20 protein-coding genes and 1 riboswitch are annotated in these 26,002 nt (G+C 67.3%); of the genes, 14 read left to right on the top strand and 6 right to left on the bottom strand.

Annotated features, from left to right (window positions below):
• The first annotated feature begins 274 nt into the window (after window positions 1-274).
• From aptA to G3M62_RS09550, 5 genes are all read left to right on the top strand, one after another.
• A complete protein-coding gene (gene aptA / locus G3M62_RS09530; RefSeq protein ID WP_165186515.1) occupies window positions 275-1,603 on the top strand; it encodes an omega-aminotransferase AptA in 1,329 nt (442 codons plus the stop codon).
• A gap of 113 nt (window positions 1,604-1,716) precedes the next feature.
• Window positions 1,717-2,298, top strand: coding sequence for an RNA polymerase sigma factor (locus G3M62_RS09535; protein ID WP_165186517.1), 582 nt, complete (start codon window positions 1,717-1,719; stop codon window positions 2,296-2,298).
• Window positions 2,273-3,229 (top strand): FecR family protein, encoded by a 957-nt coding sequence (locus G3M62_RS09540; RefSeq protein ID WP_165186518.1) that lies wholly within the window; start codon window positions 2,273-2,275, stop codon window positions 3,227-3,229. The genes G3M62_RS09535 and G3M62_RS09540 overlap by 26 nt, the downstream gene beginning before the upstream one ends.
• 137 nt (window positions 3,230-3,366) lie before the next feature.
• Complete coding sequence (locus G3M62_RS09545; protein WP_246263545.1) at window positions 3,367-6,396, top strand: TonB-dependent receptor; 3,030 nt, start codon at window positions 3,367-3,369, stop codon at window positions 6,394-6,396.
• A 71-nt stretch (window positions 6,397-6,467) separates the two neighbouring features.
• Window positions 6,468-7,574, top strand: coding sequence for a pectinesterase family protein (locus G3M62_RS09550; protein WP_165186520.1), 1,107 nt, complete (start codon window positions 6,468-6,470; stop codon window positions 7,572-7,574).
• A gap of 13 nt (window positions 7,575-7,587) precedes the next feature.
• Here G3M62_RS09550 and G3M62_RS09555 read toward each other — a convergent pair whose 3' ends face one another.
• The gene (locus G3M62_RS09555) at window positions 7,588-9,372 is read right to left on the bottom strand and encodes a chloride channel protein (protein WP_165186522.1); all 1,785 of its coding nucleotides are present in this window, start codon (window positions 9,370-9,372) and stop codon (window positions 7,588-7,590) included.
• Between the two features lie 72 nt (window positions 9,373-9,444).
• On the opposite strand from G3M62_RS09555, the gene G3M62_RS09560 reads away from it, so the two are divergent.
• Window positions 9,445-9,882: a MarR family winged helix-turn-helix transcriptional regulator gene (locus G3M62_RS09560; RefSeq protein WP_165186524.1), complete on the top strand. Its 438-nt coding sequence runs from the start codon at window positions 9,445-9,447 to the stop codon at window positions 9,880-9,882.
• Window positions 9,883-9,903: 21 nt separating this feature from the next.
• A complete protein-coding gene (locus tag G3M62_RS09565; protein WP_165186525.1) occupies window positions 9,904-11,034 on the top strand; it encodes an HPP family protein in 1,131 nt (376 codons plus the stop codon).
• 24 nt (window positions 11,035-11,058) lie between these two features.
• On the opposite strand, the gene aceB is transcribed toward G3M62_RS09565, so the two are convergent.
• From aceB to G3M62_RS09580, 3 genes are all read right to left on the bottom strand, one after another.
• Window positions 11,059-12,639, bottom strand: a complete 1,581-nt coding sequence (gene aceB, locus G3M62_RS09570) for a malate synthase A (protein WP_165186527.1) — start codon at window positions 12,637-12,639, stop codon at window positions 11,059-11,061.
• Window positions 12,640-12,717: 78 nt separating this feature from the next.
• Window positions 12,718-12,951, bottom strand: a complete 234-nt coding sequence (locus G3M62_RS09575) for a hypothetical protein (protein WP_425483848.1) — start codon at window positions 12,949-12,951, stop codon at window positions 12,718-12,720.
• 50 nt (window positions 12,952-13,001) lie between these two features.
• A complete protein-coding gene (locus tag G3M62_RS09580) occupies window positions 13,002-14,582 on the bottom strand; it encodes an isocitrate lyase (RefSeq protein ID WP_246263626.1) in 1,581 nt (526 codons plus the stop codon).
• A gap of 227 nt (window positions 14,583-14,809) precedes the next feature.
• Between G3M62_RS09580 and G3M62_RS09585 the strand changes: the two genes are divergently transcribed.
• Complete coding sequence (locus G3M62_RS09585) at window positions 14,810-16,234, top strand: helix-turn-helix domain-containing protein (RefSeq protein WP_165186529.1); 1,425 nt, start codon at window positions 14,810-14,812, stop codon at window positions 16,232-16,234.
• A gap of 3 nt (window positions 16,235-16,237) precedes the next feature.
• Here G3M62_RS09585 and G3M62_RS09590 read toward each other — a convergent pair whose 3' ends face one another.
• A complete protein-coding gene (locus G3M62_RS09590; protein WP_165186530.1) occupies window positions 16,238-16,594 on the bottom strand; it encodes an acyl-CoA thioesterase in 357 nt (118 codons plus the stop codon).
• Window positions 16,591-18,933 carry a 5-methyltetrahydropteroyltriglutamate--homocysteine S-methyltransferase gene (gene metE, locus G3M62_RS09595; protein WP_165186532.1) on the bottom strand — a complete coding sequence of 781 codons (2,343 nt, stop codon included), beginning with the start codon at window positions 18,931-18,933 and terminating at the stop codon, window positions 16,591-16,593. The genes G3M62_RS09590 and metE overlap by 4 nt, the downstream gene beginning before the upstream one ends.
• A 118-nt stretch (window positions 18,934-19,051) precedes the next feature.
• Window positions 19,052-19,284, bottom strand: a riboswitch (cobalamin riboswitch).
• Between the two features lie 230 nt (window positions 19,285-19,514).
• On the opposite strand from metE, the gene G3M62_RS09600 reads away from it, so the two are divergent.
• The 6 genes from G3M62_RS09600 (at window position 19,515) to G3M62_RS09625 (ending at window position 25,989) form a co-directional block, all read left to right on the top strand.
• A complete protein-coding gene (locus G3M62_RS09600) occupies window positions 19,515-19,994 on the top strand; it encodes an RNA polymerase sigma factor (RefSeq protein WP_165186534.1) in 480 nt (159 codons plus the stop codon).
• On the top strand, window positions 19,988-20,962 hold the full coding sequence (locus G3M62_RS09605; RefSeq protein ID WP_165186535.1) for a FecR family protein: 975 nt from the start codon (window positions 19,988-19,990) through the stop codon (window positions 20,960-20,962). The genes G3M62_RS09600 and G3M62_RS09605 overlap by 7 nt, the downstream gene beginning before the upstream one ends.
• A gap of 462 nt (window positions 20,963-21,424) precedes the next feature.
• The gene (locus G3M62_RS09610) at window positions 21,425-23,044 is read left to right on the top strand and encodes a ShlB/FhaC/HecB family hemolysin secretion/activation protein (protein ID WP_165186537.1); all 1,620 of its coding nucleotides are present in this window, start codon (window positions 21,425-21,427) and stop codon (window positions 23,042-23,044) included.
• 31 nt (window positions 23,045-23,075) lie between these two features.
• Window positions 23,076-24,881 (top strand): DUF2341 domain-containing protein, encoded by a 1,806-nt coding sequence (locus G3M62_RS09615; protein WP_205691976.1) that lies wholly within the window; start codon window positions 23,076-23,078, stop codon window positions 24,879-24,881.
• Between the two features lie 11 nt (window positions 24,882-24,892).
• A complete protein-coding gene (locus G3M62_RS09620) occupies window positions 24,893-25,297 on the top strand; it encodes an ExbD/TolR family protein (protein WP_165186540.1) in 405 nt (134 codons plus the stop codon).
• 8 nt (window positions 25,298-25,305) lie between these two features.
• Window positions 25,306-25,989, top strand: coding sequence for an energy transducer TonB (locus G3M62_RS09625; protein WP_165186542.1), 684 nt, complete (start codon window positions 25,306-25,308; stop codon window positions 25,987-25,989).
• Window positions 25,990-26,002 lie beyond the last annotated feature (13 nt).

The following is a 26,002-nucleotide window of genomic DNA, read 5'->3' on the forward strand; positions in this document are numbered from 1 at the left end:
CGCCGGTTTCAAATCTCACGTAACACCTACCGACTCAGTAGGGATTGAAAACCGAGTTTTTCTCTCCGTATCGCCAAGCTTCTCTATCGGCTGGAAAGCCAAGCAGGCTCTGGGATTGCGTCCGGTTGTGGCCCGCAACTTGAGGGCGTCGCGCCAGCGGTTCGGGAGGGATCGGAGAAACAAAATCTCATAGGGCGGCCAGGAATTCAGGCCGGCCGGGGGGCTTGCTCGAAGCGCGCGTGACGGGCGATGCCTCGCCTGAAACGAGGATCCCATGTCCAAAGCCAACGCTCCAAGTCTCGACGCCTACTGGATGCCCTTCACCGCCAATCGGCAGTTCAAGGCCGAGCCGCGCCTGCTGTCCTCGGCGCAAGGCATGTACTACGCAGACCCCGAAGGCCGACAGGTTCTGGACGGCACGGCGGGTCTTTGGTGCGTTAACGCGGGCCACGGCCGACCCGAAATCGCCGAGGCGGCGTCGCGGCAACTGCTGGAACTGGACTACGCGCCGTCGTTCCAGATGGGGCATCCGGTGGCCTTCCAGTTCGCCGAGGCCCTGGCGGCGATCGCGCCGGGCGGCCCCGAGTCGGGCCTGGATCGCGTATTCTTCGCCAATTCCGGCTCCGAGGCCGTCGACAGCGCCTTGAAGATCGCCTTGGCCTACCAGCGGGCGATCGGGCAGGGCACCCGCACCCGGCTGATCGGGCGCGAGCGTGGCTATCACGGCGTGGGCTTCGGCGGCATCTCGGTGGGCGGGCTGGTCAACAATCGCCGAGCGTTCCCGACCCTGAACGGCGCCGATCATCTTCGCCACACGCACGACCTGGAGCGCAACGCCTTCTCGACGGGCCTGCCCGAGCACGGCGCGGATCTGGCGGATGATCTGGAACGCCTGGTCGCCCTGCACGGCGCGGAGACGATCGCGGCGGTGATCGTCGAGCCCGTCGCCGGCTCGGCCGGCGTGCTGTTGCCGCCGAAGGGTTATCTGGAACGGTTGCGGACGATCTGCGACCGTTATGGGATCCTGCTGATCTTCGACGAGGTGATCACGGGCTTTGGCCGGCTGGGGACACCTTTCGCCGTCGACTATTTCGGAGTCATTCCGGATCTCGTCACGACCGCGAAGGGGATCACCAACGGCGCCGTGCCGCTCGGCGCGGTGTTCGCCAGCCGCAAGGTGCATGACGCCCTGATGACGGGTCCGGACGCGGCGATCGAGCTCTTCCACGGCTACACCTATTCCGGCCATCCCGTCGCCTGCGCGGCCGGCCTGGCGACGCTCGAGATTTACAGGCGCGAAGGTCTTCTGACGCGCGCCGCCCAGACCGCCGAGGTCTGGACCCAGGCGATCGGCGGCCTGAGGGCTTCGCCGCACGTCATCGACATCCGCACGATCGGCCTGATGGCCGGGATCGAGCTGGCGTCGCGACCCGGCGAGCCCGGCAAGCGCGCCTATGACGTCTTCACCGACTGTTTCCGCAACGGACTGCTGGTCCGGGTCACGGGCGACATCATCGCGCTGTCGCCGCCCCTGATCGCGGATGCGAGCCATATCGAGGAACTGGTGACGAAGCTGGGGGCGGCCCTGGAGCGCGTGGCTTAAAGCCCGCCGCGATCCACAGCGCGGGCGATATGGCCTTCGGTCACTTTGTTTGACGGAAACGCGCGCGCCGTGCATCGCTCCTGGAAAGGCTCAACGCCAGGCGAGGAAACCGATTGCAGGATGGACGCGCGCGTATCGTGGCGTGGCTGGGGCGGGAGATCCTGCCCCATGAAGCCGACGTGCGCGCGTGGCTTCGGCGATCCCTGGCCGCGGCGGGCGACGCCGACGACGTGATCCAGGAGACCTATTGCCGGTTAGCCGGCCTGGCCTCCATCGATCACATCGAAAGTCCGCGCGCCTATTTCTTCCAGGCCGCGCGGAGCGTCGCCCTAGAGCAGCTTCGGCGGGCCAGGGTAGTTCGGATCGAAACGGTGACGGAAATCGACGCGCTGAACGTCGAACTGGACGAGCCTTCGCCCGAACGCATCGCTGGCGGACGCCGGGAACTGGCCCGGGTGCAGCGGCTGATCGCCGCCTTGCCCGAGCGGTGCCGGCGCATCTTCGAGATGCGCAAGATCGAAGGTCTGCCGCAGCGCGAGATCGCCCGCCGCATGGGGGTGACCGAGCATGTGGTCGAGAATGAATCCGTGAGGGGGCTACGCGCCATCCTCGCCGCCCTCGCCGAGGGTGAAACCCCTGAGTCCGCCGTTCCAAGGAGATCGAGCCCCCATGATCGAACGCGAAAGCGCCGCTGACATCGAGGCGCAAGCCGTCCGATGGGTGGTCCGCGCCGATCAGGGCGAGGTCACCGAAGCGGAGCGAACCGAATTGGACGCGTGGCTGGCGGGCGACCCTCGTCGCCAGGGCGCCTATGTCCGGGCTGAGGCCGCCTGGACGATGCTGGATCGCGCCCGGGCGCTGAATGGCGATCCGGCCACGCCGACCGTCTCCACGCGTCGGCCGGACCGGCGCGGCCTGCTGGCGGGAGTGGGCGCGGCGGTCGCGGCCTGCGCGGCCGTGATCGTGGTCCCCAGGCTGTTGTCGGCTCGCTACGGCACCGCGGTGGGCGAGATTCGGCGCGTGCCGCTGTCGGACGGATCGATGGCGGCGATCAACACCGACACCGTCCTGGACGTCGCCATGCGGTCCGACCTGCGGCAGGTGAGGCTGGACAAGGGCGAGGCCTGGTTCCAGGTCGCCAAGGATCCGGAACGGCCGTTCGTGGTCAAAAGCGGGCCGGTGCGGGTGCGCGCCGTGGGCACGGCCTTTTCGGTGCGGCGGCGCGAAGGCGGCTGCGAGGTGCTGGTCACCGAGGGCGTGGTCGAAACCTGGTCCAGCGACGCCGGCGACGCGCCGCGCCGCGTGGCGGCGGGCGAGCGCATCTTCGTCAGCGACGAGGCCGGGCCCGCGACGCCCGCCGTCGCGCCCATCGACATCACGCGTGACCTGGCCTGGCGCGACGGCCAGATCGTGCTGGACGGCGAGGACTTCGGGGCCGCCGCCGCCGATTTCAACCGCTACAACGACCGCAAGATCGTGATCACCGACGAAAAGCTGGCCGACGAGAAACTGGTCGGCTGGTTCCGCACCAACGAGCCCGAAAGCTTCGCGCGCGCCGCCGCCGCCAGCTTTGGCGCGCGGGTCAGCGTGCGCGGCGAAGTGATCCTGGTCGAGGCCGGCGAATAATTTTTACCGTCTTCTGACGGAAACCGGTTTCCGCCGCATCGCTCAAGACAGGCGCTCTTAGAAGCGCCGCTGGAAAACCGTTATAGGGAGGGCGCCGCATGGGATATCCGCGGCATGACTACGCAAAGACATCCTTGATGCTGGCCGCGGGGGCCACGGCCCTGCTGGTCGGCGCTCAGGCTCACGCCCAGACACGCAAGTTCGACGTGCCGGCGCAGTCGGCCGCCACGGGCATCCCCCAGTTTGGCCAGCAGGCCGACCTGCAGATCCTGGCGCCTCAGGCGGTCGTCAAGGACAAGCGCGTCAATGCGGTTCGCGGAGCCTATTCGGTGCCGGACGGCCTGACGCGGCTGCTGCAGGGCGGCGAGCTGGTGGTGGTCTCCAACGACGGCCGCACCGCGGTGCTGGGCCAGAAGGCCCACGTTCAGCTGGCCTCGACCGCGCCGGTCGCTCTGCCCCAGGACGCCGCGCCCGCCTCAGCGCCCGCGAGCGCCGACGAGCAGAGCTCCGAGGTCGAGGAAGTGGTCGTCACCGGCTTCCGCGCCAGCCTGGGCAGCGCCCTGAGCGTCAAGCGCCGCTCCAACGGCGTGGTCGATGTCATCAAGGCCGAGGACATCGCCGACTTCCCGGACGCCAACCTGGCCGAGTCGATCCAGCGCGTCCCCGGCGTGTCGATCGCCCGCGACGCCGGCGAGGGGCGCCAGATCACCGTTCGTGGCCTGGGCCCGCAGTTCACCCGCGTGCGCATCAACGGCGTCGAAGGCCAGAGCACGGCCAGCGGCACCGACAGCTCGGGCGGCGCCAACCGCAACCGCTCGTTCGACTTCAACGTCTTCGCCTCGGAGCTCTTCAACAGCATCACGGTGCGCAAGACCGCCTCGGCCCAGACCGAGGAAGGTTCGTTGGGCGCGACCGTCGACCTGCAGACCGGCCGGCCGTTCGACTACAAGGGCCGCACGTTCGTGGTCTCGGCCCAGGAAGGCTACAACGACCTGTCCAAGGCCTGGGACCCCCGCCTGGCGCTGCTGGCGTCCGACACCTGGCTCGACGGCAAGCTCGGCGCGCTGGTCTCGGTGGCCTATACCGAGCGTGAGCTGCTGGAAGAAGGCCACGGATCGGGCGGCTGGCTGAACGGCACCGAGGTGGGCGGCTACAGCCCGGCCTCGACCTTCACCCAGGCCAGCCAGGCCAGCGTCTTCTCGCCGCGCTTCCCGCGTTACGGCCGACTGACCCACAACCAGAAGCGTCTAGGCGTGACCACGTCGCTGCAGTTCCGGCCCGACGAGAACACCCTGTTCAGCGCCGACTTCCTCTATTCGGACTTCAAGGCGACTCGCGAGGAGAACTGGCTGGAGGCGCTGTCCTTCGCCCGTAACGCCTCGCAAGGCGGCCGTCCCGAGATCATCGTTCGCGACGGCGCGGTCAACGCCAAGGGCGACATGGTCTACGGCCTGTTCGACGACGTGGACATCGAGAGCGAAAGCCGCTTCGACAAGCTGGACACCAAGTACACCCAGGCCACCTTCACCGGCGAGCACCAGTTCGGCGAGCGCCTGAAGGTCACGGGCCTGGTCGGCTTCTCCAAGTCCGACATGGAAAACCCGATCCAGACCACGGTGATCATGAACCGTGAGAATTCGGACGGTTTTTCGTACGATTACCGACCCGACGCCAACCTGCCGCTGATCAACTACGGCTTCAACGTCAACGATCCGCTGGCCTACAACTTCGGGGCGGCGCGTTCGGAAATCCGTCTGCGTCCGCAGGGCGTGGTCAACAAGATCGGCACCGCCCAGCTCGACGGCGACTACAAGCTGAACGACAATCTGCACCTGAAGGTCGGCGTCAACTTCAAGGACTACACCTTCGACTCCTGGGCCATGGCCCGGGTCAACGAGTCGGTGGTGCCGAGCCTGCCGGCCGGCGTCACCCTGGCCAGCCTGACCAAGACGGTGTCGGGCTTCGGCAAGAACCTCGGCGCGCCGTCGGGCGTGCCGACCTCGTGGTCGGCCCCCGACCTGAACGCCTTCGCCAAGCTGTTCGACATCTATAACGGCCAGGGCCTGTTCGAACTCAGCGGCGCCAGCAACGCCAACGCGCGCGGCAACATCCGTAGCGTCGAGGAGAAGGATTCGGCGGCCTACGGGCAGATCGACTTCAACACCGACCACTTCGCCTGGCCGATCCGCGGCGACGTCGGCGTGCGCTATGTGAAGACCAAGCAGAGCTCGACCGGTTACCAGTTGGTGGCCGGCGCGGCCCAGCAGGCCACCGTGGAGCGCGAATACGACGACTGGCTGCCCGCCCTGAACATCACCGCCGAGGTCACCTCCGACTTCCTGCTGCGCTTCGGCGCGGCCAAGGTGATGACCCGTCCGAACCTGGGGAGCCTGACGCCGGGCGGCAGCCTCAGCACGGTGGGCGTGTTCAGCGTCAGCTCGGGCAACCCCAACCTGGATCCGATCCGGGCCACCACCTACGACCTGTCGGCCGAGTGGTACTTCGCCGAAGGGGCCCTGTTCTCGGTCGGCCTGTTCTACAAGGACATCGACACTTACATCCAGACCTCGCGCATCTCGCAGCCGTTCAGCGCCTCTGGCCTGCCGGCCAGCCTGCTCGACGGCCTGGGCGTCTCGGTCAACGACACCTTCCTGTTCAGCCAGCCGGTCAACACCAAGGGCGGCCCGCTGAAGGGGATCGAGGTCAGCTACCAGCAGCCGTTCAGCTTCCTGCCGGGCTTCCTGAGCCACACCGGGGCGATCTTCAACGTCACCGTGGTCGACTCCAAGATCGACTACATCTCGGCGCGCTCGCCCACGGGCTTTGTGCAGGATGACCTGGTCGGCCTGTCGAAGAACGCGTTCAACGCGACCGTCTATTACGAAGACGACCGGTTCAGCGCGCGGGTCTCGGGCGCCTACCGCGACAAGTACCTGACGGCGGTGCCTAGCGGGACCAGCACCAACGACGTCGACGGCGTGCGTGACACCTTCACCGTCGACGCCTCGGTCAGCTACGCGATCAACAAGCGCCTGAAGCTGACGTTCGAGGGGCTGAACCTGACTGATGCGTTCAACGATCAGTACACGGATAGCAAGCGCGATAGCGTCTACGTCTATTCCCACACGGGCCGGCAGTACAATTTTGGCCTGCGTTACTCGTTCTAGGTAATCCTCCTCCCGAGGAATGGGGCGCTGGCCGATTTGTCCCGGCCGGCGCCCGCTTTTTTGAGGTTTCGATGCGAAGGTTTTCGATCTCTCGACGCGCCTTGCTGGCGGGCGCCGCCTTGCTGGCCCCGGGCGTGGCCCTGGCCGCCGCGTCCTACGACGCCGTGCTCAAGCGGCCGGACGATCCTCGGCGGTTCGCGGCGCCCACTTATCCCAGCCTGTCAGCCGCCATCGCCGCCGCGCCGGCCGACGGGACCCGGCCGTTCCGCATCCTGGTCACGCGCGGCGTCTGGGACGAGCAGGTCGTCGTCGACAAGCCGTTCGTCCATCTGATCGGCGAGGATCGCCACGCCTCGGTGATCAGCCACCTGGCGGCCTCGGGCCTGACCGCGCCCGACGGCAAGCGCTGGGGCACCTTCCGCACCCCGACGCTTTTTGTCCGCGCGTCCGACTTCGCCGCCCGCAACCTGACGATCCAGAACGCTTTCGACGGTCTGGCCGAGATGACCAAGGCGGGCGGGCTGCATTCGCACGACGGGGCGGGACCGCAGGCCGTGGCCCTGATGCTGGACAAGGGCAGCGACCGCGCGCGCTTCACCGAGGTCGATCTGCTCAGCTACCAGGACACGCTGTTTCCCGACGCCGGGCGCAGCCTGTTCGAGCGCTGCCTGATCGCCGGCAGCTACGACTTCATCTTCGGCGCGGGCCGCGCGTGGTTCGAGCAGTGCGAGATCCGTTCGCGTCCTCGGCCCGTCGATCCGGTCGACGGCTATATCGTCGCGCCCAGCACGCCGATCGAACAACCCTACGGCTTCGTCTTCCATCGCTGCCGATTGACCGCCGACAAAGGCGTCAAGCCCGGCAGCGTCTATCTCGGCCGGCCCTGGCGTCCGTCGAGCGTCTTCCCGGACGGTCGCTATGGCGATCCGCGCTTCGTCGGCGCGGCTACGTTCCTGGACTGCTGGATGGACCGCCACATCGCCCCCGAGGGCTGGACCGAGATGTGGTATACCGGCAAGGACGGCAACCCGCGCACGATGCTGCAGCCGGAGAGCGCGCGGTTCTCGCAGTTCCGCGCGCAGGGGCCGGGAGCGGGCCCTCTGCGTCGAGGCAAGTGGCTGACTCCGGCCGAAGCCAAGGGCTTTAATCGTGGCAACGTGTTGGCGGGATGGTCCTGACCGGCCCGCTGACCTATTCGCGTCGCCCGGGGATGAAATAGGCCTGCCGGTCGCCCTCGGCCTTTGAGGTGTTGGCGTGGATTTGCAGCAGGTCCTTGCGGGTCAGCAGACCCACCAGCCGGCCGCCTGCATCGGTGACGGGGATGCGCCCCTGGCCGGTGGCCAGCATCAGTTCGACAGCCTGGGCGACCACATCGCCGGGGTGAACGACGGGGAGGGCGGCGTCCGATACACGCTCGGTCAGGGTCTGCCCCTTGTGCCCGCCCTCGACCCGCCAGGCCAGGGCGTCGGCCCGCGACACCAGACCCACCAGCCGTCCGGACGCCTCGACCACGGGATAGACCCGCTGTTGGCCCTCTTGGAGGATCGCCATGGCGTCCGGAATGGACAGATCGGCGGCCAGCGTATCGACCTGATGGACCATGACCTCCGAGACGCGGACCAGTTCATAGGGATCCACACCGTATTCGCGCGTGATGTGGCGTCCTCGGCGGGCGATCTTCTCGGTCAGGATCGACCGTTTGAGCAGCAGCACCGTCGTGGCGTAGGCCGCAGCCGAAGCGGCCAACAACGGCGCCAACATCCGCCAGTCGCCCGTTAGCTCGACCGCGAAGATGACGCTCGTCAGCGGCGAACGCATCGTCCCGCCCAGCATCGCCGCCATGCCCAGCAGGGCCCAGAAGCCCGGATCGCCCGGCAGAATTTGGCCAACCAGCCAACCCATCGCCCCGCCAAGGATCAGCAACGGCGCCAGGACGCCGCCCGAGGTTCCCGACGACAGAGCCACAAGCCAGATCGCCGCCTTGACCGCCAGCAGGATCAGCACGGCCTGGACCACCATGTGGCCCGTCAACAGGTCCCGGATGACGTCGTAGCCCACGCCCAACGCTCGGGGTTCGATCAGTCCGCCCAGACCCACGGCCAGGCCACCGAGCGCCGGCCACCACATCCAGTGAAGGGGCAGTCGCTCGAACGCGTCCTCCAGGCTGTAGAGCAGCTTGGTCAACAGGCCTGACTGAAGTCCGGCCAGGACACCGAGACTCGCGCACAGCGCCAGGCCCCACCAAGGCAGAACAGGATCGGCGGAAAAGGGGAACAACGGTCCTGTCCCGAACAGCCACGGTCGCCAGCCGGTGGCGACCACCGCGGCGACCGCTACGGGAATGAAGCTGCGGGGGCGCCATTCGAACAGCAGGAGTTCGACCGCCAGCAACACCGCCGCCACCGGCGTTCCGAAGATCGCGGTCATGCCGGCCGCGGCGCCGGCCACCAACAGGGTCTTTCGCTCCGCCGCGCTCAGATGGAAGAACTGGGCGAACAACGAGCCGATCGCGCCGCCGGTCATGATGATCGGTCCTTCGGCGCCGAAGGGACCGCCGGTTCCGATGGAGATGGCCGAGGAGATCGGTTTCAGCACCGCCACCTTGGGCGACATCCGACTGCCGCCGATCAGGATCGCCTCGATGGCTTCGGGAATCCCATGCCCTCGGATCTTTTCCGATCCGAACCGCGCCATCAGCCCGATGACCAGGCCGCCCAGTACAGGCGCGGCGACCATCCAAGGCGACGGGGTCAGATGTTCCATGGAGCGGGTGAAGAGATCGAGTTTGCCGAACCAGATCAGATTGGTCGCCAGGGTGATCAAGCGGATCAACAGCCAGGCGGCGCTCGTGCCGCCGGCGCCCACCACCACGGCCATGGCCGCCAGCATCAACAGGCGACGGTCGGCGGTGAAGTCGCCCAGGGCGCGGCGGGGCGCGGTCGTCACGGAACTGGACTTGGCGTCGGCGATGGTCATGCTTCCTCTCGACATGGCGTCTTGTGGAAGCGCCAATATATCGTATTACGACATTATCCAAGAGGGCGACGTTTGAGCGATCGGATCGATGAGCAGGAAGGCCTGACGCGCGCCCAGTACGTGAGCCTGGCGGCCTTCCGATACGAACTGCGCCGGTTCCTGGCGTTTAGCGAGACCGCCGCTCATGACGCCGGGCTGCCCGCCCAGCAACATCAGGCCTTGCTGGTGATCGCCGGTTTCGACGGCGCGGATGCGCCGACGGTGGGCGCGCTGTCCGAACGGCTTATGATCGCGCCCCACACCGCCGCGGAACTTGCCGCGCGCATGGTCGAGGCGGGCCTGATCACCAAGACGCCGTCGCCGACCGATCGCCGCAAGATGCGGTTGGCCTTGACGGGCAAGGCCGAAAGCCTTCTGGCAGGACTGAGCGCGGCCCATCTCAAGGAACTGAAATCCCTGGAACCGGCCCTGACCGCCGCCTTGGCCCGCCTGGGTCACGGCCAGGCCTGACACCTCGAACGCCGAAGGATCATGCAGCACACGTTTTCCCAGGTCCTGCGCGGCCGCAATCCGATCCGGCCCGCCGATATCCTGCGCTCGGGCCTGGGCGCCTTGCTGGGCATACCGGCCACGGGCCTTCTGGCCCATCTGATCACCAGCGGACATCCGTCGGCCCTGCCGCTGCTTATCCCGCCGATCGGCGCCTCGGCGGTGCTGGCCTTCGCCGTGCCGGCCAGTCCGCTGGCCCAGCCCCGCGCGATCATCGGCGGTAACATGATCTCGGCCTTGGTCGGCGTGACCTGCGCGCTGATCTTTCACGCTCATCCCGCCCTGGCCGCCGCGGTCGCGGTGGCGTTCGCGATCATCGCCATGAGCCTGTTGGGCTGCCTGCACCCGCCCGGTGGTGCGGTCGCCCTGGGCGCGGCTCTCGTCGCGGGACCGATCGGCGCAGCGTCTTACGCCTCTGTCTTCGTGCCCGTCGGCCTGTGCTCGACGCTACTGGTCTTGTCGGCGATGACCTATGCGCGGGCGGTGGGACGCTCGTACCCGCACCGTGTCGCGCCGCCGCCGAATGTCCATGACACTCGGGACGCGCCGCCGTTGCAGCGCGTGGGCTTCACCGCCGCCGACATCGACCAGGCCCTGGCTCACTATGGCGAACTGCTGGACGTCGATCGCGAGGACCTGGACGCCCTGTTCCGCGAGGTAGAGCTGCAGGCCCATCGCCGCATCCACGCCCGCATCCTATGCAGCGACATCATGTCCCGCGACGTGCTCAGCGTGGATCTGCACCAGAGCGCCGAAAGCGCGCTCGCCTATCTGCGCCGGCACGACCTGCGTTCGGCGCCCGTCATCGACGCCGATCGCAGAGTCGTCGGCATGGTGCGCCGAGCCGAACTGCAGACTGGGCGAGAAGGCCCGGTAGAGGCGGTGCTGGATCCCTTCGTGCACAAGGTGCGCCCCGGCACCGCGATCGAGGCCTTGCTGCCGATCCTGTCCAGCGGCACAGCGCACGAGGCCTTGGTGGTCGACGAGCACCGGGTGCTCCTGGGCATCATCACCCAGACGGACCTGTTGGGCGTCCTTTATCGCGCCCACATCGTCGAGGCCGTTGCGCTGCAGCGCGTGCAGGACGGTGGAGCCATCGATCCGGTGATCTAGCGTGATCCGTTGGCGCCGACGCTTTCAGGCGATCAACTCGTAGGCGGGCAAGGTCAGGAATTCCTCCAGGGCGTCGGCGAGCACCATGCGCGAGAACAGGTGAGCGGCTTCCTCCAGGCGGTCGGACGGGAAGTCGCGTCGCAGGCCGGCCATCTCCTCGGTCAGCAGGCTGACGAAGAGCTGCGAGGTGATCTCGCGCCCGTCGTCGAGGTCGGCGCCCAGCTTGATCCACTGCCACAGTTGCGTGCGGCAGATCTCGGCGGTCGCGGCGTCTTCCATCAGATTGTAGAGCGGCACCGCACCCCGGCCCTCGATCCAGGCCTGGGTGTAGCGAACGCCGACGCGGATGTTCTCGCGCACGCCGGCCTCGGTCCGGCCGCCTTCGTGCAGTTCCAGCATCTGGGCCTGCGTGATCGACAGGTCCGCCAGGCGCTTGTCCAACTGGTTGGGCGTGGGCATCAGGCGGTTGAAGACCTCCATGGCCACCGGCACCAGGTCGGGGTGGGCGACCCAGGTGCCGTCGTGGCCGGCGCCGGCCTCGCGTTCCTTGTCGGCGCGGACTTTGGCGAAGGCGGCCTGGTTGGCGGCCTCGTCGCCCTTGATGGGGATCTGGGCGGCCATGCCGCCCATGGCGAAGGCGCCGCGACGGTGGCAGGTCTGGATCAGCTTCAGCGAATAGGCGCCCAGGAAGGCCTTGCCCATCACCATGGCCGAGCGGTCCGGCGTCAGGAACGCAGGCGTGCGGCCCAGGCGCTTGATGAACGAGAAGATGTAGTCCCAGCGGCCGCAGTTCAGGCCGGCCATGTGGTCGCGCAGTTCGAAGATGATCTCGTCCATCTCGAAGGCGGCCGGGATGGTCTCGATCAGCACCGTGGCCTTGATCGTGCCGTTGGGAAGACCCAGAGCCGCCTGGGCGTGGACGAACACCTCATTCCAGAGGCGCGCCTCCAGATGGCTCTCCAGCTTGGGCAGATAAAAGTAGGGGCCCGAGCCTTGGTCCAGCGAGGCCTTGGCGTTGTGGAACAGGTAAAGCCCGAAGTCGAACAGCGCGCCGCTGACGACCTCGCCGTCGACCTCCATGTGACGCTCGGGCAGGTGCCAGCCACGCGGGCGGATCTTCAGCACCGCCGGATTGGCGCCCAGGGCGTAGGACTTGCCCGACTTGGCGTCGACATGGGTCAGGTCGCCGGCCCAGCGGTCCTTCAGATTGACCTGGCCCTCGATCAGGTTGGACCAGGTCGGCGAGGTGGCGTCCTCGAAGTCGGCCATGAACACCTTGGCCCCGCAGTTGAGGGCGTTGATGATCATCTTGCGGTCGACGGGGCCGGTGATCTCGACGCGGCGGTCCTGCAGGTCGGCGGGGATCGGCGCGACGGTCCAGTCGTTCTCGCGGATGTCGGCGGTGTCTTCCAGGAAGTCCGGCAGGTCGCCGGCGTCGAAGCGGGCCTGGCGCGCGACGCGGGCGGCCAGCAGTTCGCGCCGGCGAGCGTCAAAGCGGCGATGCAGATCGGCCACGAAGGCCAGGGCCTCGGGCGTCAGCACCTCTACCGCGCGGCCTTCAATCGGACCGGTGACCTGGATGTTGGCGGCGACGTCGAGGGGCATGGCGTATCCTGTAGCTCTGTGGCGGTCTCCCGGGCGCGAGGGCCCGGGAGGAAGCGTATCGACTAGGTGTGTTGTAGATCAGGCGCTCTTGCCGGCGCCATTGGGTCGCACGGTCGGGACGATCTGGTCGCCCCAGTTGCCGGCCCCGTCGTGGTGACGCGAGGTGCGCACCAGCTCGACGGAATAGCCGGCCGCGATCGCCCGTTGCACCGCCTCGTTCAAGCGGTGAGCGGCCTCGGCCACCCGATCGACCGCGCGTTGTTCGGCGGAGGCGTTCGGCATGGCGGCGGGAGCAAATTGCGTGGCGGTCATGATGGAATCCTTTGATCGGGTGGGGGGAAGGAGGATGAGCCGGTCGCCGACTATTCGGCGGCGAACTGGTTCATGGTGTTGGCGTGGCCGCCGGCCTTCAGGGCGCGTTCGCCGGCGACCATTTCCTTGAAGGTGTCGCCCAGGTCCGAGCCGACCTCGTGCTGGTGCTTCACGGCCGAGACGCCGCGACGGATTTCCTCGCGCTGGACGGTGTTGACGTAGGCCTTCATTCGGTCGGGACCGAAATAGCCGCGCGACAGCTCGTCCATGCTCTTGGCCGTCAGGTGGAAGGTCGGCAGGGTGATCAGGTTGTGGAACACCCCGGCGCGGGCCGCGATGTCGGCCTGGAAGGCCGCCAGGCGGGCGTCGGTTTCCTGGCCCAGGTCGCTGGCGTCGAACTCGGCCGACATCAGGCTGTTGCCCTCGGGGTAGGAGTCCTTGTGGATCTTGCCCTCGGCGATCCATTGGTCACGCACCTGGCGACGCAGGTTCAGGGTCCAGTTGAACGACGGCGAGTTGTTGTAGGTCAGCTTGGCGTTGGGCACGACCTTGCGGATCTCGGTCACCATCGAGGCGATCTCGTCGACGTTCGGGGTGTCGGTTTCGATCCACAGCAGGTCGGCGCCGCCCTGGGTCAGCGAGGCGATGCAGTCCTCGATGACGCGAGCCCGGCCGGTGCCTTCCTGGAAGGCGAACAGGCCGTTGGGCATGCGCACCGGCTTTTCGAACTGGCCATCCTTGTAGATCGCCAGCTCGCCCGGCAGGATCGGACTGTCGACGGTGATGGCCTCGGTCTTCAGCCACTTGATGTAGTCGCTGGCGAGGTCGCCCGGTTCCTGGCTGACCGGGATCTTCTGGGTCAGGCCCGCGCCCAGGCTGTCGGTGCGGGCGACGATGACGCCCTCGTCGACGCCCAGTTCCTCGAAGGCCAGGCGGCAGGCGCGCAGCTTCTCGATGAAGTCCTCGCGCGGCACGGTGACCTTGCCGTCCTGGTGGCCGCATTGCTTGGCGTCGGAGACCTGGTTCTCGATCTGCAGGCAGCAGGCGCCGGCCTTGATCATCTCCTTGGCCAGGATGTAGGTCGCGTTCTCGTTGCCGAAGCCGGCGTCGATGTCGGCGATGATCGGCACGACGTGGGTCTCGAAGTTGTCGATCGCGGCGATCGCGGTCTTCTCGGCGACCTGGTCGCCGGCGTCGCGCGCGGTCTTCAGGGCCTTGAACAGGTCGTTGATCGCCACTTCGTCGGCCTGGCGCAGCGAGACGTAGATCTCCTCGATCAGGTCGACGACCGAGGTCTTCTCGTGCATCGACTGGTCGGGCAGGTGACCGAAGCGGTTGCGAAGGCCGGCGACCATCCAGCCCGACAGGTAGACGTAGGCGCCCTTGGTGGTGCCGCGCAGGCGCTTGACCGACTTGATCATCTGCTGGGCGTGGAAGCCCGACCAGCAGCCCAGCGACTGGGTGAACTTGGTGCTGTCCAGGTCATAGGCGGCCATGTCGGCGCGCATGACGCCGGCCATCTCGCGGGCGATGTCCAGGTGGGTCGAGAAGGTGTTTTGCAGCTTCAGCTGGATGATGTCGTCCACGGCGATGCCGGCCGGCGCCGTGCCGTCGGGATAGCGGCCCAGCAGCTCCTGGCGGTGTTGGGCCTAGGTCTTGCGCAGCGTCGTCATCGGTCGTGGGTCCCACATCAGGCGTCGATCCGGCCCGACCGCGGGAGGTGCGGGAAGGGCGGTCGGACAAGGAAGCGTTCGTGACGAGGAGCTAACGCCGCACCGCGGAAACGGTCGAACCTATTGAAGGTGATTTGTCACAAAGAGACTTTGTAAAATATGTAAAGCCATGACAAGTTGACCATATGGCGACGAATGACAAGAAGCTCTTCCTGGGCGGCCGACTGAAGCGGCTGCGGCGCGACCTGGGGGTCACCCAAAGCCGAATGGCCGAGGACCTCGGCGTCTCGCCCAGCTATTTCAATCTGCTGGAGCGCAACCAGCGGCCGGTCACGGCCCAGATCCTGCTGCGCCTGGCCGACGCCTACGACCTGGACCTGCGCAGCCTGTCGGCCGACGATCCCGGCGGCGGGGCCAGCCTGGAAGAGGTGCTGGCCGACAAGATGTTCGCAGACCTGGGCGTCAACCGCCACGAGTCGGCCGAGGTCGCCGAGCTGTCGCCGGCCTTCGCCGAGGCGATGACCCGGCTCTATCGCGCCTATCTGGATCGCGGCCGACTGATCGACCTGGGCGCCTTCGAGCGCCCGGACGGCGCGACGGCGGCCTCGGCCTCCTCGCCCACGGACTGGGTGCGCGATCTCGTCGGCGCCCAGCGCAACCACTTCGCCGAGCTGGAAGTGGTCGCCGAGCGGATCGTCGCGGCCATGAAGGCCGATCCCCAGGACCTCGGTCCGGCCGTCCGTGCGCGCCTGCTGGAGCAGTTCGGCGTCCAGACCCGGGTCATGCCGGTCGAGACCATGACCGGCTCGTTGCGCCGCTATGACCATCACCGCAAGCGGCTGATGCTGTCCGAAACCCTGGCCCCGGCCAGCCGCATCTTCGCCGTCTGCTACCAGTTGGGCCTGATGGAGGCGGGCGAGACGCTCACCGCCCTGACCGATCGCTTCCAGGCGCCCGACCGCGCCACGCGCCAGCTGCTGAAGGTGTTCCTCGACAACTACCTGGCCGCGGCGATCATGACGCCGTACGAGCCGTTCCTGTCAGCGATGGAGGCCAGCGGCTACGACATCGAGCGGGTCCGCTCGCGGTTCGGTATCAGCTACGAGCAGGCGGCCCAACGGCTGACCACGCTGAGCCGGCCGGGTTCGCGCGGCGTGCCGTTCTTCATGATGCGGCTGGACGCGGCGGGCAACATCTCCAAGCGCTTCGCCGCTGGCCCATTCCCGTTTTCGCGCTTCGGCGGCGCCTGCCCGCGCTGGAATGTCCACGACAGCTTCAAGACGCCGGGGCGGATCATCACCCAGGTGATCGAGACCCCCGACCGCGAGCGCTACTTCACCCTGTCGCGCACCGTGCGCCGGGTGTCGGGCCTGCAGGCGGGACTGGAGGACGAACTGGTCATCGGCCTGGGCTGCGAGCTGAAATACGCCGGCAAGTTGGTCTACGCCCGAGGCCTGGACATCGCCACGCCGCTGGCCGTGGAGATCGGCCCGTCCTGCCGCATCTGCGAGCGTCCGGCCTGTCCCCAACGGGCGGCGGCGCCGATCAACAGGACCTTGCTGGTCGAAGAATCCAGCAAGGCCCTGTCGCCGTTTCCGTTCGTGGCGTGAGGCTCAGGCCTGGCAGGGCGCGTCCTTCAGCGCGACCATCACGAACTCGCCCACCGCCGAGCGCCGGCGCGTGCCGGTCAGTAGGCCCTCGGCCCAAAACTCGACCTCGACAGTCATCGACCGTTCGCCCGTTCGGGTGACTTTCGGGATCAGTTCGACGAGGTCGCCGCCCGCCACCGGCACGGCGAAGTCCACCCGTTGCGAGGCCGCCATCACCACGACCTTGCGGCTGTGACGGGCGCCGGCGACAAAGGCGGCCTTGCCCATCATCGCCAGGGCCTCGCCGCCAAACAGCGTGCCGTGATGATTGGCGTCGGTGGGGAAGACGATGTCGATGAGCCGGCTGACGGGGCCGCTCATGCCACACCCGTCGCTTGACGCACGATCCTGGCCGCCTCGACCATGTTGATCAGGGCGGCGCGGGTCTCGGGCCATTTGCGGGTCTTCAGGCCGCAGTCGGGGTTGACCCAGAGCTGGCCGGACGAGAGTCGGGTCTGGGCGGCCTTCAGGAGGTCGGTCATCTCCTCGACGGCGGGCACGCGCGGCGAATGGATGTCGTAGACGCCGGGGCCGATCTCGGCCGGATAGGCATAGGCCTCGAAGGCGTCGAGCAACTCCATTTTCGACCGGGCGGTCTCGATGGAGATGACGTCGGCGTCCATCGCCCCGATCGCGGCGATGATGTCGTTGAACTCCGAATAGCACATGTGGGTGTGGATCTGAGTGTGATCGGCCACGCCCGAGGCGGTCAGGCGGAAGCACTCGACCGCCCAGTCCAGATAGGCCCCCCAGTCGCCTCGGCGCAACGGCAGGCCTTCGCGCAGGGCCGCCTCGTCGATCTGGATCACCTTGGCGCCGGCCGTCTCCAGGTCGACGACCTCGTCGCGGATGGCCAGGGCGATCTGACGGCACGCCAGTGAACGCGGAACGTCGTCACGCACGAACGACCAGTTGAGGATGGTCACCGGACCGGTCAGCATGCCCTTCATCGGCTTGTCGGTCAGGCTCTGGGCGTAGCGCCACCATTCCACTGTCATCGGCGCGGGGCGCGAGACGTCGCCGTACAGGATCGGCGGGCGCACGCAGCGCGAGCCGTACGACTGCACCCAGCCATGCTTGGTGAAGACGAAGCCTGACAGCTGCTCGCCGAAGTACTGCACCATGTCGTTGCGCTCGAACTCGCCGTGGACCAGCACGTCCAGGCCGATCTCCTCCTGCCAGGCCACCGTGCGGGCGGTTTCTTCGCGCAGGAACGTCGCGTAGTCGGCGTCGCTGAGTTCGCCCTTGCCGTGAGCCGAGCGGGCCTTGCGCACATCCTCGGTCTGCGGGAACGAACCGATGGTGGTGGTGGGAAAAGCCGGCAGGTCGAGGCGTGGGATCTGGATCGCTTGCCGGCGGCCGAACGCGGACGTGCGCTTGGCCATGGCCGGAGTCATGGCGGCCAGACGGGCGGCCACCGCCGCGTCGTGGATCTTGGGCGAGGTGCGGCGGGCCTCGGCCGCGACCTGGCTGGCGGCCAGGTGTCCGGCGACGCTGGGACGTCCCTGGTTCAGCGCGGCGGCCAGGATGACCAACTCCTCGATCTTCTGGACGGCGAAGGCCAGCCACTGGCGGACCTCCGGATCGATCCCGGTCTCAAGCTCCAGATCGACCGGGCTGTGCAGCAGCGAGCAGGACGGCGCCAGGATCACGCGGTCGCCCCCGCGCTTGGAGACGATCGGATCCAGGCGGTCGAGCAGGGCAGGGAGGTTCGCGCGCCAGACGTTGCGGCCGTCGATCACGCCCAGCGACAGCACCAGGCCTTCACGGCTGGCGGACAGAACACGGTCCAGTTCCTCGGGCGCGCGCGCCAGGTCGATATGCAGGCCGTCGATGGGCAGGTTGACCGCTGTGCTCAAATTGTCGCCATAGCCGCCGAAATAGCTGGTCAGCATCAGGCGCAGGCCTGGAACCGCATGGCTCAGGGCGCCGTAGGCCCGGCGCAGTTCACCGCGCTCGAACTCGGTGAGGTCCAGCGCCAGGCAGGGCTCGTCGATCTGCACCCAGTCGGCGCCGGCCCGTTGGAGCCGGGTCAGGACCTCGGCATAGACCGGGATCAGGGCCGACAGCAGCGACAACGGCGAGAAGTCTTCGTCCTTGGTCTTGGCCAATTTCAAGAAGGTCACCGGTCCCAGCAGCACCGGCCGGGTGTGGACGCCCAGGGCCTTGGCCTCGAGGAACTCGTCGACGGGCTTGGTGGACGAGAGGGCGAAGGCCTGGTCGCGCGACACCTCGGGGGCCAGGTAGTGGTAGTTGGTGTCGAACCACTTGGTCATCTCCATGGCCGGAAGGCCGTGACCATGGGAATGGGCGTGTCCGTGAGCGCAGGCCTCCTCGCCGCTGGAACCTTGAGTTCCCCGGGCCATGGCGAAATAGGCGGCGGTGTCGATCGGGCCGCCGGTCCAGCCGTAGAGGGGTGGGATGGCGCCGACCATCACGCTGGTGTCCAGCACGTGGTCGTAGAGCGAGAAGTCGTTGCTGGGCACATGGGCCACGCCCAGAGCGGCCTGGCGGGCCCAGGTCTTGGCTCGCAGTTCGGCGGCCGTGGCCAGCAGGGTTGGGGCGTCGGTCTTGCCGGCCCAATGGGATTCCAGGGCGAACTTCAGCTCGCGTTTGGGGCCGATGCGGGGAAAGCCGAGCGTGGCGACGGTGACGGTCATTTTGAAAAGCCTCTGCCGGTGTGAAGGCGGAGGCTGATCGGGACGCGCGCGAGATTGCGCGCACGGGTCCTCGCGGCCCGGTCACGCCTGCATGCGACCAGACCGGACACCCCGCCGGAGGACGTTATCTGTCGAGGCAGGTCTCCTGGCTCACGGGTCATCACCCCTGTCCTGGCCTTCCCGACACGCCACCGATCCAGCTTCGGCGCGTCAGTGACACGTATTGGACAGCGGCTCGCCGCTCACAGTTGCGGGGGCAGCGCCGGGCTCGGGATTTCACCCCCTCACCGACTTCCCTCTTAGCTGCGGACGCAAGCGTGCGTCCGCAGAACCACGACAAGCCCATGTGATCGTATCGGAGGAATGCCGTCAAGAGAGATATAAGGATATCTTTATATCCCTCTTGATCGTTGTCTCGGCCATGGCCGGAGAGTTGTCGACCGGCGCCGAAAGTCGGTTGCTTGGTGCGTGGTTTTCGCGATTTTTCCGAGGGCCGCGCGCCGGCTCTCACTAAACCGTCACATACTTTCGTAGGAAGGGGTGGTTCTTCCTCTTCACGGGCTCGCGCCAGGATCACCACCATGCGACCGGTCAGGGATATCGCGCAGCGGATGAAGGCCTCGTTGATGCGCAAGGGCGTGTCGATCACCGAGGTCGACGACCTTGTGCAGGAAGCCTTCGTTCGCCTGGCCAGCTACAGCCAGTCGAGCGAAGTCAATGAACCCGAAGGCTTTCTGATGCGCACGGCGTCCAACCTGGTTATCGACGAGCATCGAAGGCGAAAGCGAGCGAAGATCATCGATCAACCCGTGGAAGATTTGGCTTTAGTCGATAATGAGCCGCTGCCGGATGCGGTTTGGGCCGGTCGAAAACGTCTAGAGAGATTGAACGCCGGTTTCGCGGCGCTCGATCCGGTGACGCGGCGCATGTTGCGGGCCCAGCGGGTCGAAGGGTCTAGCGTCGGCGAAATCGCACGGCGTGAGGGGTTGAGCGTGAGCGCGGTCGAGAAGCGTTTGGCCAAGGGCATGCTCTTTCTGGTGAAGTGGATGGACGGATGGTGAGGGACGGCAAGACCGCGCTGAACGAAGCGCCGGACCGCGTCCTCGCCGAGGCGGCCCTCTGGCTCGTGCGCGACAAGGGGCGGGCCGAGACGAAGGCCGAGCAGGGACGTGCGCGGTGGATGGCGGAAGACCCCGTCCATGAGGCGGCCTATGCGCGGACCTTGTCGGTCTGGGACGACCTGGGTCAGGTCGCGCCGGACTGGAAGTCCGATCGCGCCGCGCCGGGCCTGCGGATCCGGGCTCGCGAACTGGCGCTGGCGTGCCTGGTCGTCTGCGTCTGCGCGCTGGGCCTGTTCGCGCACCTGCGCGACCCGGACTACACCACCCGCGTAGGCGAGCAGCGTACGGTGCAACTGGACGACGGCACGCGCGTCACCCTCAACACCGGTACCCGTATCGTCGTGCGGTACAGTCGCGGCGAGCGACACATTCGCCTCGACCACGGAGAGGCCTATTTCGACGTCGCCCACAACGCCGCCCGTCCGTTCTTCGTCGACGCGGGGCATGACTATGTCCGGGCGCTGGGCACGGTCTTCATCGTTCGCAACGACCAGCCTAAGCTGGAGGTGACCTTGCTGGCGGGCGCGGTGCAGGTGGGCAGCCGCGACGCCGAGGCGAGGGGGGCGTCGGTGATCCTGGCGCCGGGCGACCGGTTGCGCCGAGACGGCGAGACCCAAGGTTTGCTGGACCGGCCTTCCCTCGACACCGTGACGGCCTGGCGGCAAGGCGAGCTGGTGCTCGAAAATACGCCGCTGCTGGTCGCGGTCGGCGAGATGAACCGCTACACGCGCCGTCCGATCCAGATCAGCGTCGCCGACGCCGCGGGCGTGCGCCTGAGCGGGGTGTTCAAGACCGGCGACAGCGACGCCTTCGTCGCCACGCTGGCGGCGCTCTATGGCTTCAAGCTAGACAAGCGCCCCGACGCCTTGGTGCTGTCGGGCGCGCCGGTGCGGGCCGCGCGCTCCTGATCGGACGCGCGGCCAAACTATTTTGAAATTTCCGGTGTGGTTTCGCACCGCTGCGGCGTCCTTGATCTGACGCGCTAGACCGGTCGGGCGATTGTGACGCCCGCGCCCCGCTTTCATCGCGTTCCAGACTTGCAGGACCGATCGTGGATCGGTGCGCGCGGTGTGTCCGCGCGCCTTGTTCTGTAAGTACATCTCGAACGATTCTGTTCTGTATTTTCCAGTATACTGAAAACTATAGAGTCTATTTTTGACTCATGGCGACATGTGAAATCATTATTTCAATAAATTACGTGAGTTTCACAAAACTTATACATTGGAAATGTAGACCGCCTTCCAGAGATTTTGAGGCTCCGTCCGATGATCATCTTGATCGGGGAGGGCGGTGTCTTGCGGCGTGATGTTGTTTTTCGCGCCGATAGTCGTGGCGACCTTGAGTGTCGGGGCGTCGGAAGGGGGCTTTGAATGCAAGCGGTTGGTTCGCGCTGGGCTTGCGCGGCTGTGATGGCGGTTGCGTGGGCGCATGGCGCCGTCGCGCAGGAAGCGCCTGCTCCGGCGGACGCGGGCAAGCCCGTGGAGCGCCGGGTCGATCTTCTCAACTATCGGGTCGAGGGCAACACGGTCCTGTCGCGCCTGGATGTCGAGAAGGCGGTCTATCCTTTCCTGGGTCCGCAACGCAGCGCGGACGATGTCGAGGCGGCGCGCGCCGCCCTGGAAAAGGCCTATCGCGACAAGGGCTATGAAACCGTCGGGGTCGAGATCCCCGAACAGGATGTGCAGGACGGCGTCATCCGTCTGACGGTGGTGGAGTTGAAGGTCGGCCGCCTGCGAGTGACCGACGCGCGACACTTCTCGCCCGAGGATATCAAGAAGCGCGCACCGGCCCTGGCCGAGGGCCAGGTGCCCAACTACGCGGCGGTTTCCAAGCAGGTCCTGGAGCTCAACAAGACCAACGCCGACCGCACGATCACGCCGACGCTGCGCGCCGGGGACACGCCGGGCACGGTGGACGTCGACCTGCAGGTGCAGGACGCCCTGCCGCTGCACGGTTCGCTGGAGCTGAACGATCGCAGCAGCAGCCGCACCGAGCGCCTGCGCGTCTCCGGCTCGGTTCGCTACACCAACCTCTTCCAGCGCGAGCACAGCCTCAGCCTGCAAGGTCAATTCGCGCCGCAGGACCCTAAGCAGACCTGGCTGGTGACGGGATCCTACGCCGCGCCGATCCAAGGCACGCCGTTCACCGTCGTGGCCTACGCGGTCCATTCCGACAGCGACGTGGCGGCCGTGGGCGGCATCAACGTGGTCGGCAGCGGCGACATCTTCGGCCTGCGCGGCATTTACAGCTTCTCGTCGGGCGGACTGTTCCACACCCTGACCGCGGGCGTCGACTACAAGAACTTCAAGGAAGATCTGATCGTCGGCCCCGAGTACGGCCACACGCCGATCGACTACTATCCGCTGACGCTGCAGTACGGCCTGATCGGTCGGGGCGAAAAGGACGACGTCGACCTGACGGTGGCGTTGAATGTCGGCCTGCGCGGGCTGGATTCCGACGAGGCCGAGTTCCGCTTCAAGCGCTACAACGCCAGCGCCAACTGGGCCTATCTGCGGGCCGACGCCTCGTATGTGCGTCGCCTGCCTTGGGACATCCGGGCCAGCCTCAAGCTCTCGGGCCAGTATGCGGGCCAGCCGTTGATCAGCAACGAGCAGTTCAGCGCCGGCGGCCTGGACAGCGTGCGCGGCTATTACGAGAGCCAGGAATTGGGCGACGACGGCGTCTCGGGCCAGTTCGACCTGGAAAGCCCCTCTATCCATCGCTGGTTCGGCGGCGTGGTCGACGAATGGCGGTTCTTCGCCTTCGCCGACGGGGCCTATCTGAAGATCTACGATCCGTTGGCCGACGCCACCGGCGCGCTGGACGACACGTCCAGCCTGGCCAGCGTCGGTTTCGGCATGCGCCAGCGGCTGCTGCGTCGCGTGAACCTGTCGGCCCTGTTGGCCGCCCCCCTCAAGAACAAGCAATCGACCATCATCGACTACGGCGATGACTGGCGCGGACAGTTCCGCGTCTGGCTCGATTTCTAGAACGCACGATCTCGACTGGAGAATGACTGAGATGAAGAAGTTTTTTGTAACTCTGTTCTTGCTCCTGGTCGTGATCCCGCGGCCGGCCCTGGCCTCGTGGAACGCGGACTGGTCGCAACGGCGCAAGATCACCCTGGAAGCCCAGAACCTGCGGGGCGTCACCGAGGAGGTGAAGCGCGCGCCGGTGCTGGTGCGGCTGCACAGCGGCGTCCTGGACTTCAGCCAGGTGCGTCCGGACGGCGCGGACCTGCGCTTCGTGGCCGGCGACGACAAGACGCCGCTGACCTACCACATCGAGCGCTTCGACCCGACGGCCGAGCTCGGCCTGGTCTGGGTGGACGTGCCGTCGGTGCCGGCCGGCAAGAGCCAGGACATCTGGCTCTATTTCGGCAACCCGGCCGCCAAGCCGGTGTCCAATCCGGCCGCCACCTATGACGGCGAACAGTCGCTGGACTACCACTTCGGCGAAACGGCCGGCGGCCCGGTCGACCAGACGGCCAACGGCAACAAGCCCAGCGTCTTCACCGCCACCCCGACCCTCGAGGGCCTGAGCGCCGGCGGCGCCAGCTTCCAGGCGACCAGCCAACTGCGCGTGGCGCCCAGCGCCTCCCTGGCGGTTCCGGCCGAAGGGCGCATGACCTTCTCGGCCTGGATCAAGCCCGCGGCGGCCGGCCAGCCCGAAGACGCGGCGGTGTATTCGAAGTTCGGCGCGGCCGGCGAAGGCGGCGCGGATCGCCTGGTGCTGGGCCTGCGCAACGGCGTGCCCTATGTCCGCGTGGCCGGCGCCGTGACCGGCGAGGCGACCGCCGCCGCGGCGGTGTCGCCCGGCAGCTGGACCCACCTGGCGGTGACGGCCGGCGACAAGATCACCCTCTATGTCAACGGCGTCGCGGCCGGCTCCATCGACGCCAAGTTGCCCGCTCTGGGCGGCGAAGACATCGTCGGCGCGGCCGGCGGCCTGCCGTCCTTCGTCGGCGACCTGGACGAGGTGGGACGCGCCAACACGGAGCGATCGGCCTCGGCCATCGCCCTGGCCGCCCAGTCGCAAGGCCGTTCGGCGGTGTTCACCGCCTTCGCGCCGGAAGCCGAAAGCACCAAGGGCGGCGAGGGCGGTTACTTCGGCATCCTGCTCAAGGCCCTGACGCCCGACGCCTGGGCGGTGATCATCGTCCTCTGCATCATGGCGGCCCTGTCGTGGGTCGTGATGATCGGCAAGGGCCTGTTCCTGAACCGCACGGCCTCGGCCAACCGCGACTTCCTGGACGACTTCAGCGAAGCCATGGCTCGCCAAGGCGCCCACGACGGCTTGGCCCGTCTGGACGTCGACCGCCACGCCGACAGCTCGTCGCTGGCCCGGCTGTTCCACATCGGCCGCCGCGAGCTGCAGGTTCGCCTGGCCGAGAACGGCGCGGCCGGTCGCGCCGCCACCCGCTTCGCCCTGGCGCCGCAATCCATCGCCGCCATCCGTTCGGCCCTGGATGCGGGCCAGGCGCGCGAGAGCCAAAAGCTCAACAGCTCCATGGTCCTGCTGACCATCGCCATCTCGGGCGGTCCGTTCATCGGTCTGCTGGGCACGGTGCTGGGCGTGATGATCACCTTCGCGGCCGTGGCCGCCGCCGGCGACGTCAACATCAACGCCATCGCCCCCGGCATCGCCGCGGCTCTGCTGGCCACGGTGGCGGGCCTGGCCGTCGCGATCCCGGCCCTGTTTGGCTACAACTACCTGCTCTCGCGCTCCGACGAGATCGGCGTCGAGCAGCAGATCTTCGTCGACGAACTCGAAAAGCGCATCGCCGAGACCTATCGCGGCGCGCCGCTCCCCCTGGCCGCTGAATAGGGGGAGGGCCGATGCAAGCGCAGTCCCGACGCAAGCCCTACGACGAGATCAACATCACACCGATGTTGGACCTGGCGTACGTCCTGCTGATCATCTTCATCATCATGACCACGGCGGCGGTCCAGGGCATCAAGGTCAATGTGCCCAAGGCCAGCTCCTCGGTCAGCCTGGCCAAGCCGACGACCAAGGCGATCACCGTCGACAGCAGCGGGCAGGTCTACCTGGACACCTATCCGGTGACGATCGACGAGCTGGAGTCACAGCTGCGCTCGTTCAAGGCGGTGACGCCCGACTTCCCGGTGGTGATCAAGGGCGACCGCGTCTCGCAGTATGGCCGGATCATGGAAGTGCTGGACGCCTGCGGGCGGGTCGGCATCACCCAGCTGGGCCTCGTCAGCGAACGCGCCAAGGGGTGAGGCCGACCATGTCCTCGCACCGTTCCTCGCGCCGACGCCGCTGGCTCGCCCCGACTCTCGTGGCGGTGGGCGTGCTCGGCCTGATCACCGCGGCCGTGCTGCTGTGGCCGCATTCGTCCAACTACGAGGCGCCGAGACGGGTGGTCCAGGAGATCACCCTGGTCACGCCGCCTCCGCCCCCTCCGCCCGAACCGGAGGAGAAGATCATGGAGCAGGAAGAGGTCATCCAGCCGACCGACGATCCGAAGGTCCAGAAGGACGTCGACACGCCGTCCGACCAGCCCGACGACCAGCCTTCGGAAACCTCTGAAGCCGCAGGGCTGGACAAGCCGGCCGACGCCGGTTCCGACAGCTTCCACCTGGCGTCGGGCGGCGGCGGCGGCCTCTTTGGGCGCGGCGGCGGCGGTGGCGGCGATGGTGGGTGGGGGGCCTTTGTCGAGACCCACATCCGCCGGGCCCTCCAGCGCGATCCTCGAACCCGCACCGCCCAGGGTTATCTGAAGATCGCCGTCGAAATCGATCCGAACGGCCGCTTCACCGGCGCGACGCTGCGATCCAGCACCGGGGACGACAAGCTGGACGGAGCGATCCGCGAAGTCCTGTCGAGCCTGCCGCCGCTCAGCCGTGGTCGGCCGCCGAAGATCGAAGGCGTGACCTTCGCCACCATCAACATGAAGCGCCCCGTCGGCTGAGCCGACGCGACGA

It is taken from the genome of Caulobacter soli (assembly GCF_011045195.1).
GTDB classification, from domain to species: Bacteria; Pseudomonadota; Alphaproteobacteria; order Caulobacterales; family Caulobacteraceae; genus Caulobacter; species Caulobacter soli.

What these genes read in the sequence shown, in the direction of transcription:
- G3M62_RS09565 (WP_165186525.1), top strand. Translation starts at nt 9,904, where the DNA reads ATGCAGCACACGTTTTCCCAGGTCCTGCGCGGCCGCAATCCGATCCGG.
- G3M62_RS09600 (WP_165186534.1), top strand. Translation starts at nt 19,515, where the DNA reads ATGCGACCGGTCAGGGATATCGCGCAGCGGATGAAGGCCTCGTTGATG.
- G3M62_RS09550 (WP_165186520.1), top strand. Translation starts at nt 6,468, where the DNA reads ATGCGAAGGTTTTCGATCTCTCGACGCGCCTTGCTGGCGGGCGCCGCC.
- G3M62_RS09605 (WP_165186535.1), top strand. Translation starts at nt 19,988, where the DNA reads ATGGTGAGGGACGGCAAGACCGCGCTGAACGAAGCGCCGGACCGCGTC.
- G3M62_RS09615 (WP_205691976.1), top strand. Translation starts at nt 23,076, where the DNA reads ATGAAGAAGTTTTTTGTAACTCTGTTCTTGCTCCTGGTCGTGATCCCG.
- G3M62_RS09555 (WP_165186522.1), bottom strand. Translation starts at nt 9,372, where the DNA reads ATGACCATCGCCGACGCCAAGTCCAGTTCCGTGACGACCGCGCCCCGC.
- G3M62_RS09540 (WP_165186518.1), top strand. Translation starts at nt 2,273, where the DNA reads ATGATCGAACGCGAAAGCGCCGCTGACATCGAGGCGCAAGCCGTCCGA.
- aptA (WP_165186515.1), top strand. Translation starts at nt 275, where the DNA reads ATGTCCAAAGCCAACGCTCCAAGTCTCGACGCCTACTGGATGCCCTTC.
- metE (WP_165186532.1), bottom strand. Translation starts at nt 18,933, where the DNA reads ATGACCGTCACCGTCGCCACGCTCGGCTTTCCCCGCATCGGCCCCAAA.
- G3M62_RS09575 (WP_425483848.1), bottom strand. Translation starts at nt 12,951, where the DNA reads ATGACCGCCACGCAATTTGCTCCCGCCGCCATGCCGAACGCCTCCGCC.
- aceB (WP_165186527.1), bottom strand. Translation starts at nt 12,639, where the DNA reads ATGCCCCTCGACGTCGCCGCCAACATCCAGGTCACCGGTCCGATTGAA.
- G3M62_RS09625 (WP_165186542.1), top strand. Translation starts at nt 25,306, where the DNA reads ATGTCCTCGCACCGTTCCTCGCGCCGACGCCGCTGGCTCGCCCCGACT.
- G3M62_RS09610 (WP_165186537.1), top strand. Translation starts at nt 21,425, where the DNA reads ATGCAAGCGGTTGGTTCGCGCTGGGCTTGCGCGGCTGTGATGGCGGTT.
- G3M62_RS09590 (WP_165186530.1), bottom strand. Translation starts at nt 16,594, where the DNA reads ATGAGCGGCCCCGTCAGCCGGCTCATCGACATCGTCTTCCCCACCGAC.
- G3M62_RS09620 (WP_165186540.1), top strand. Translation starts at nt 24,893, where the DNA reads ATGCAAGCGCAGTCCCGACGCAAGCCCTACGACGAGATCAACATCACA.
- G3M62_RS09585 (WP_165186529.1), top strand. Translation starts at nt 14,810, where the DNA reads ATGGCGACGAATGACAAGAAGCTCTTCCTGGGCGGCCGACTGAAGCGG.
- G3M62_RS09545 (WP_246263545.1), top strand. Translation starts at nt 3,367, where the DNA reads ATGCTGGCCGCGGGGGCCACGGCCCTGCTGGTCGGCGCTCAGGCTCAC.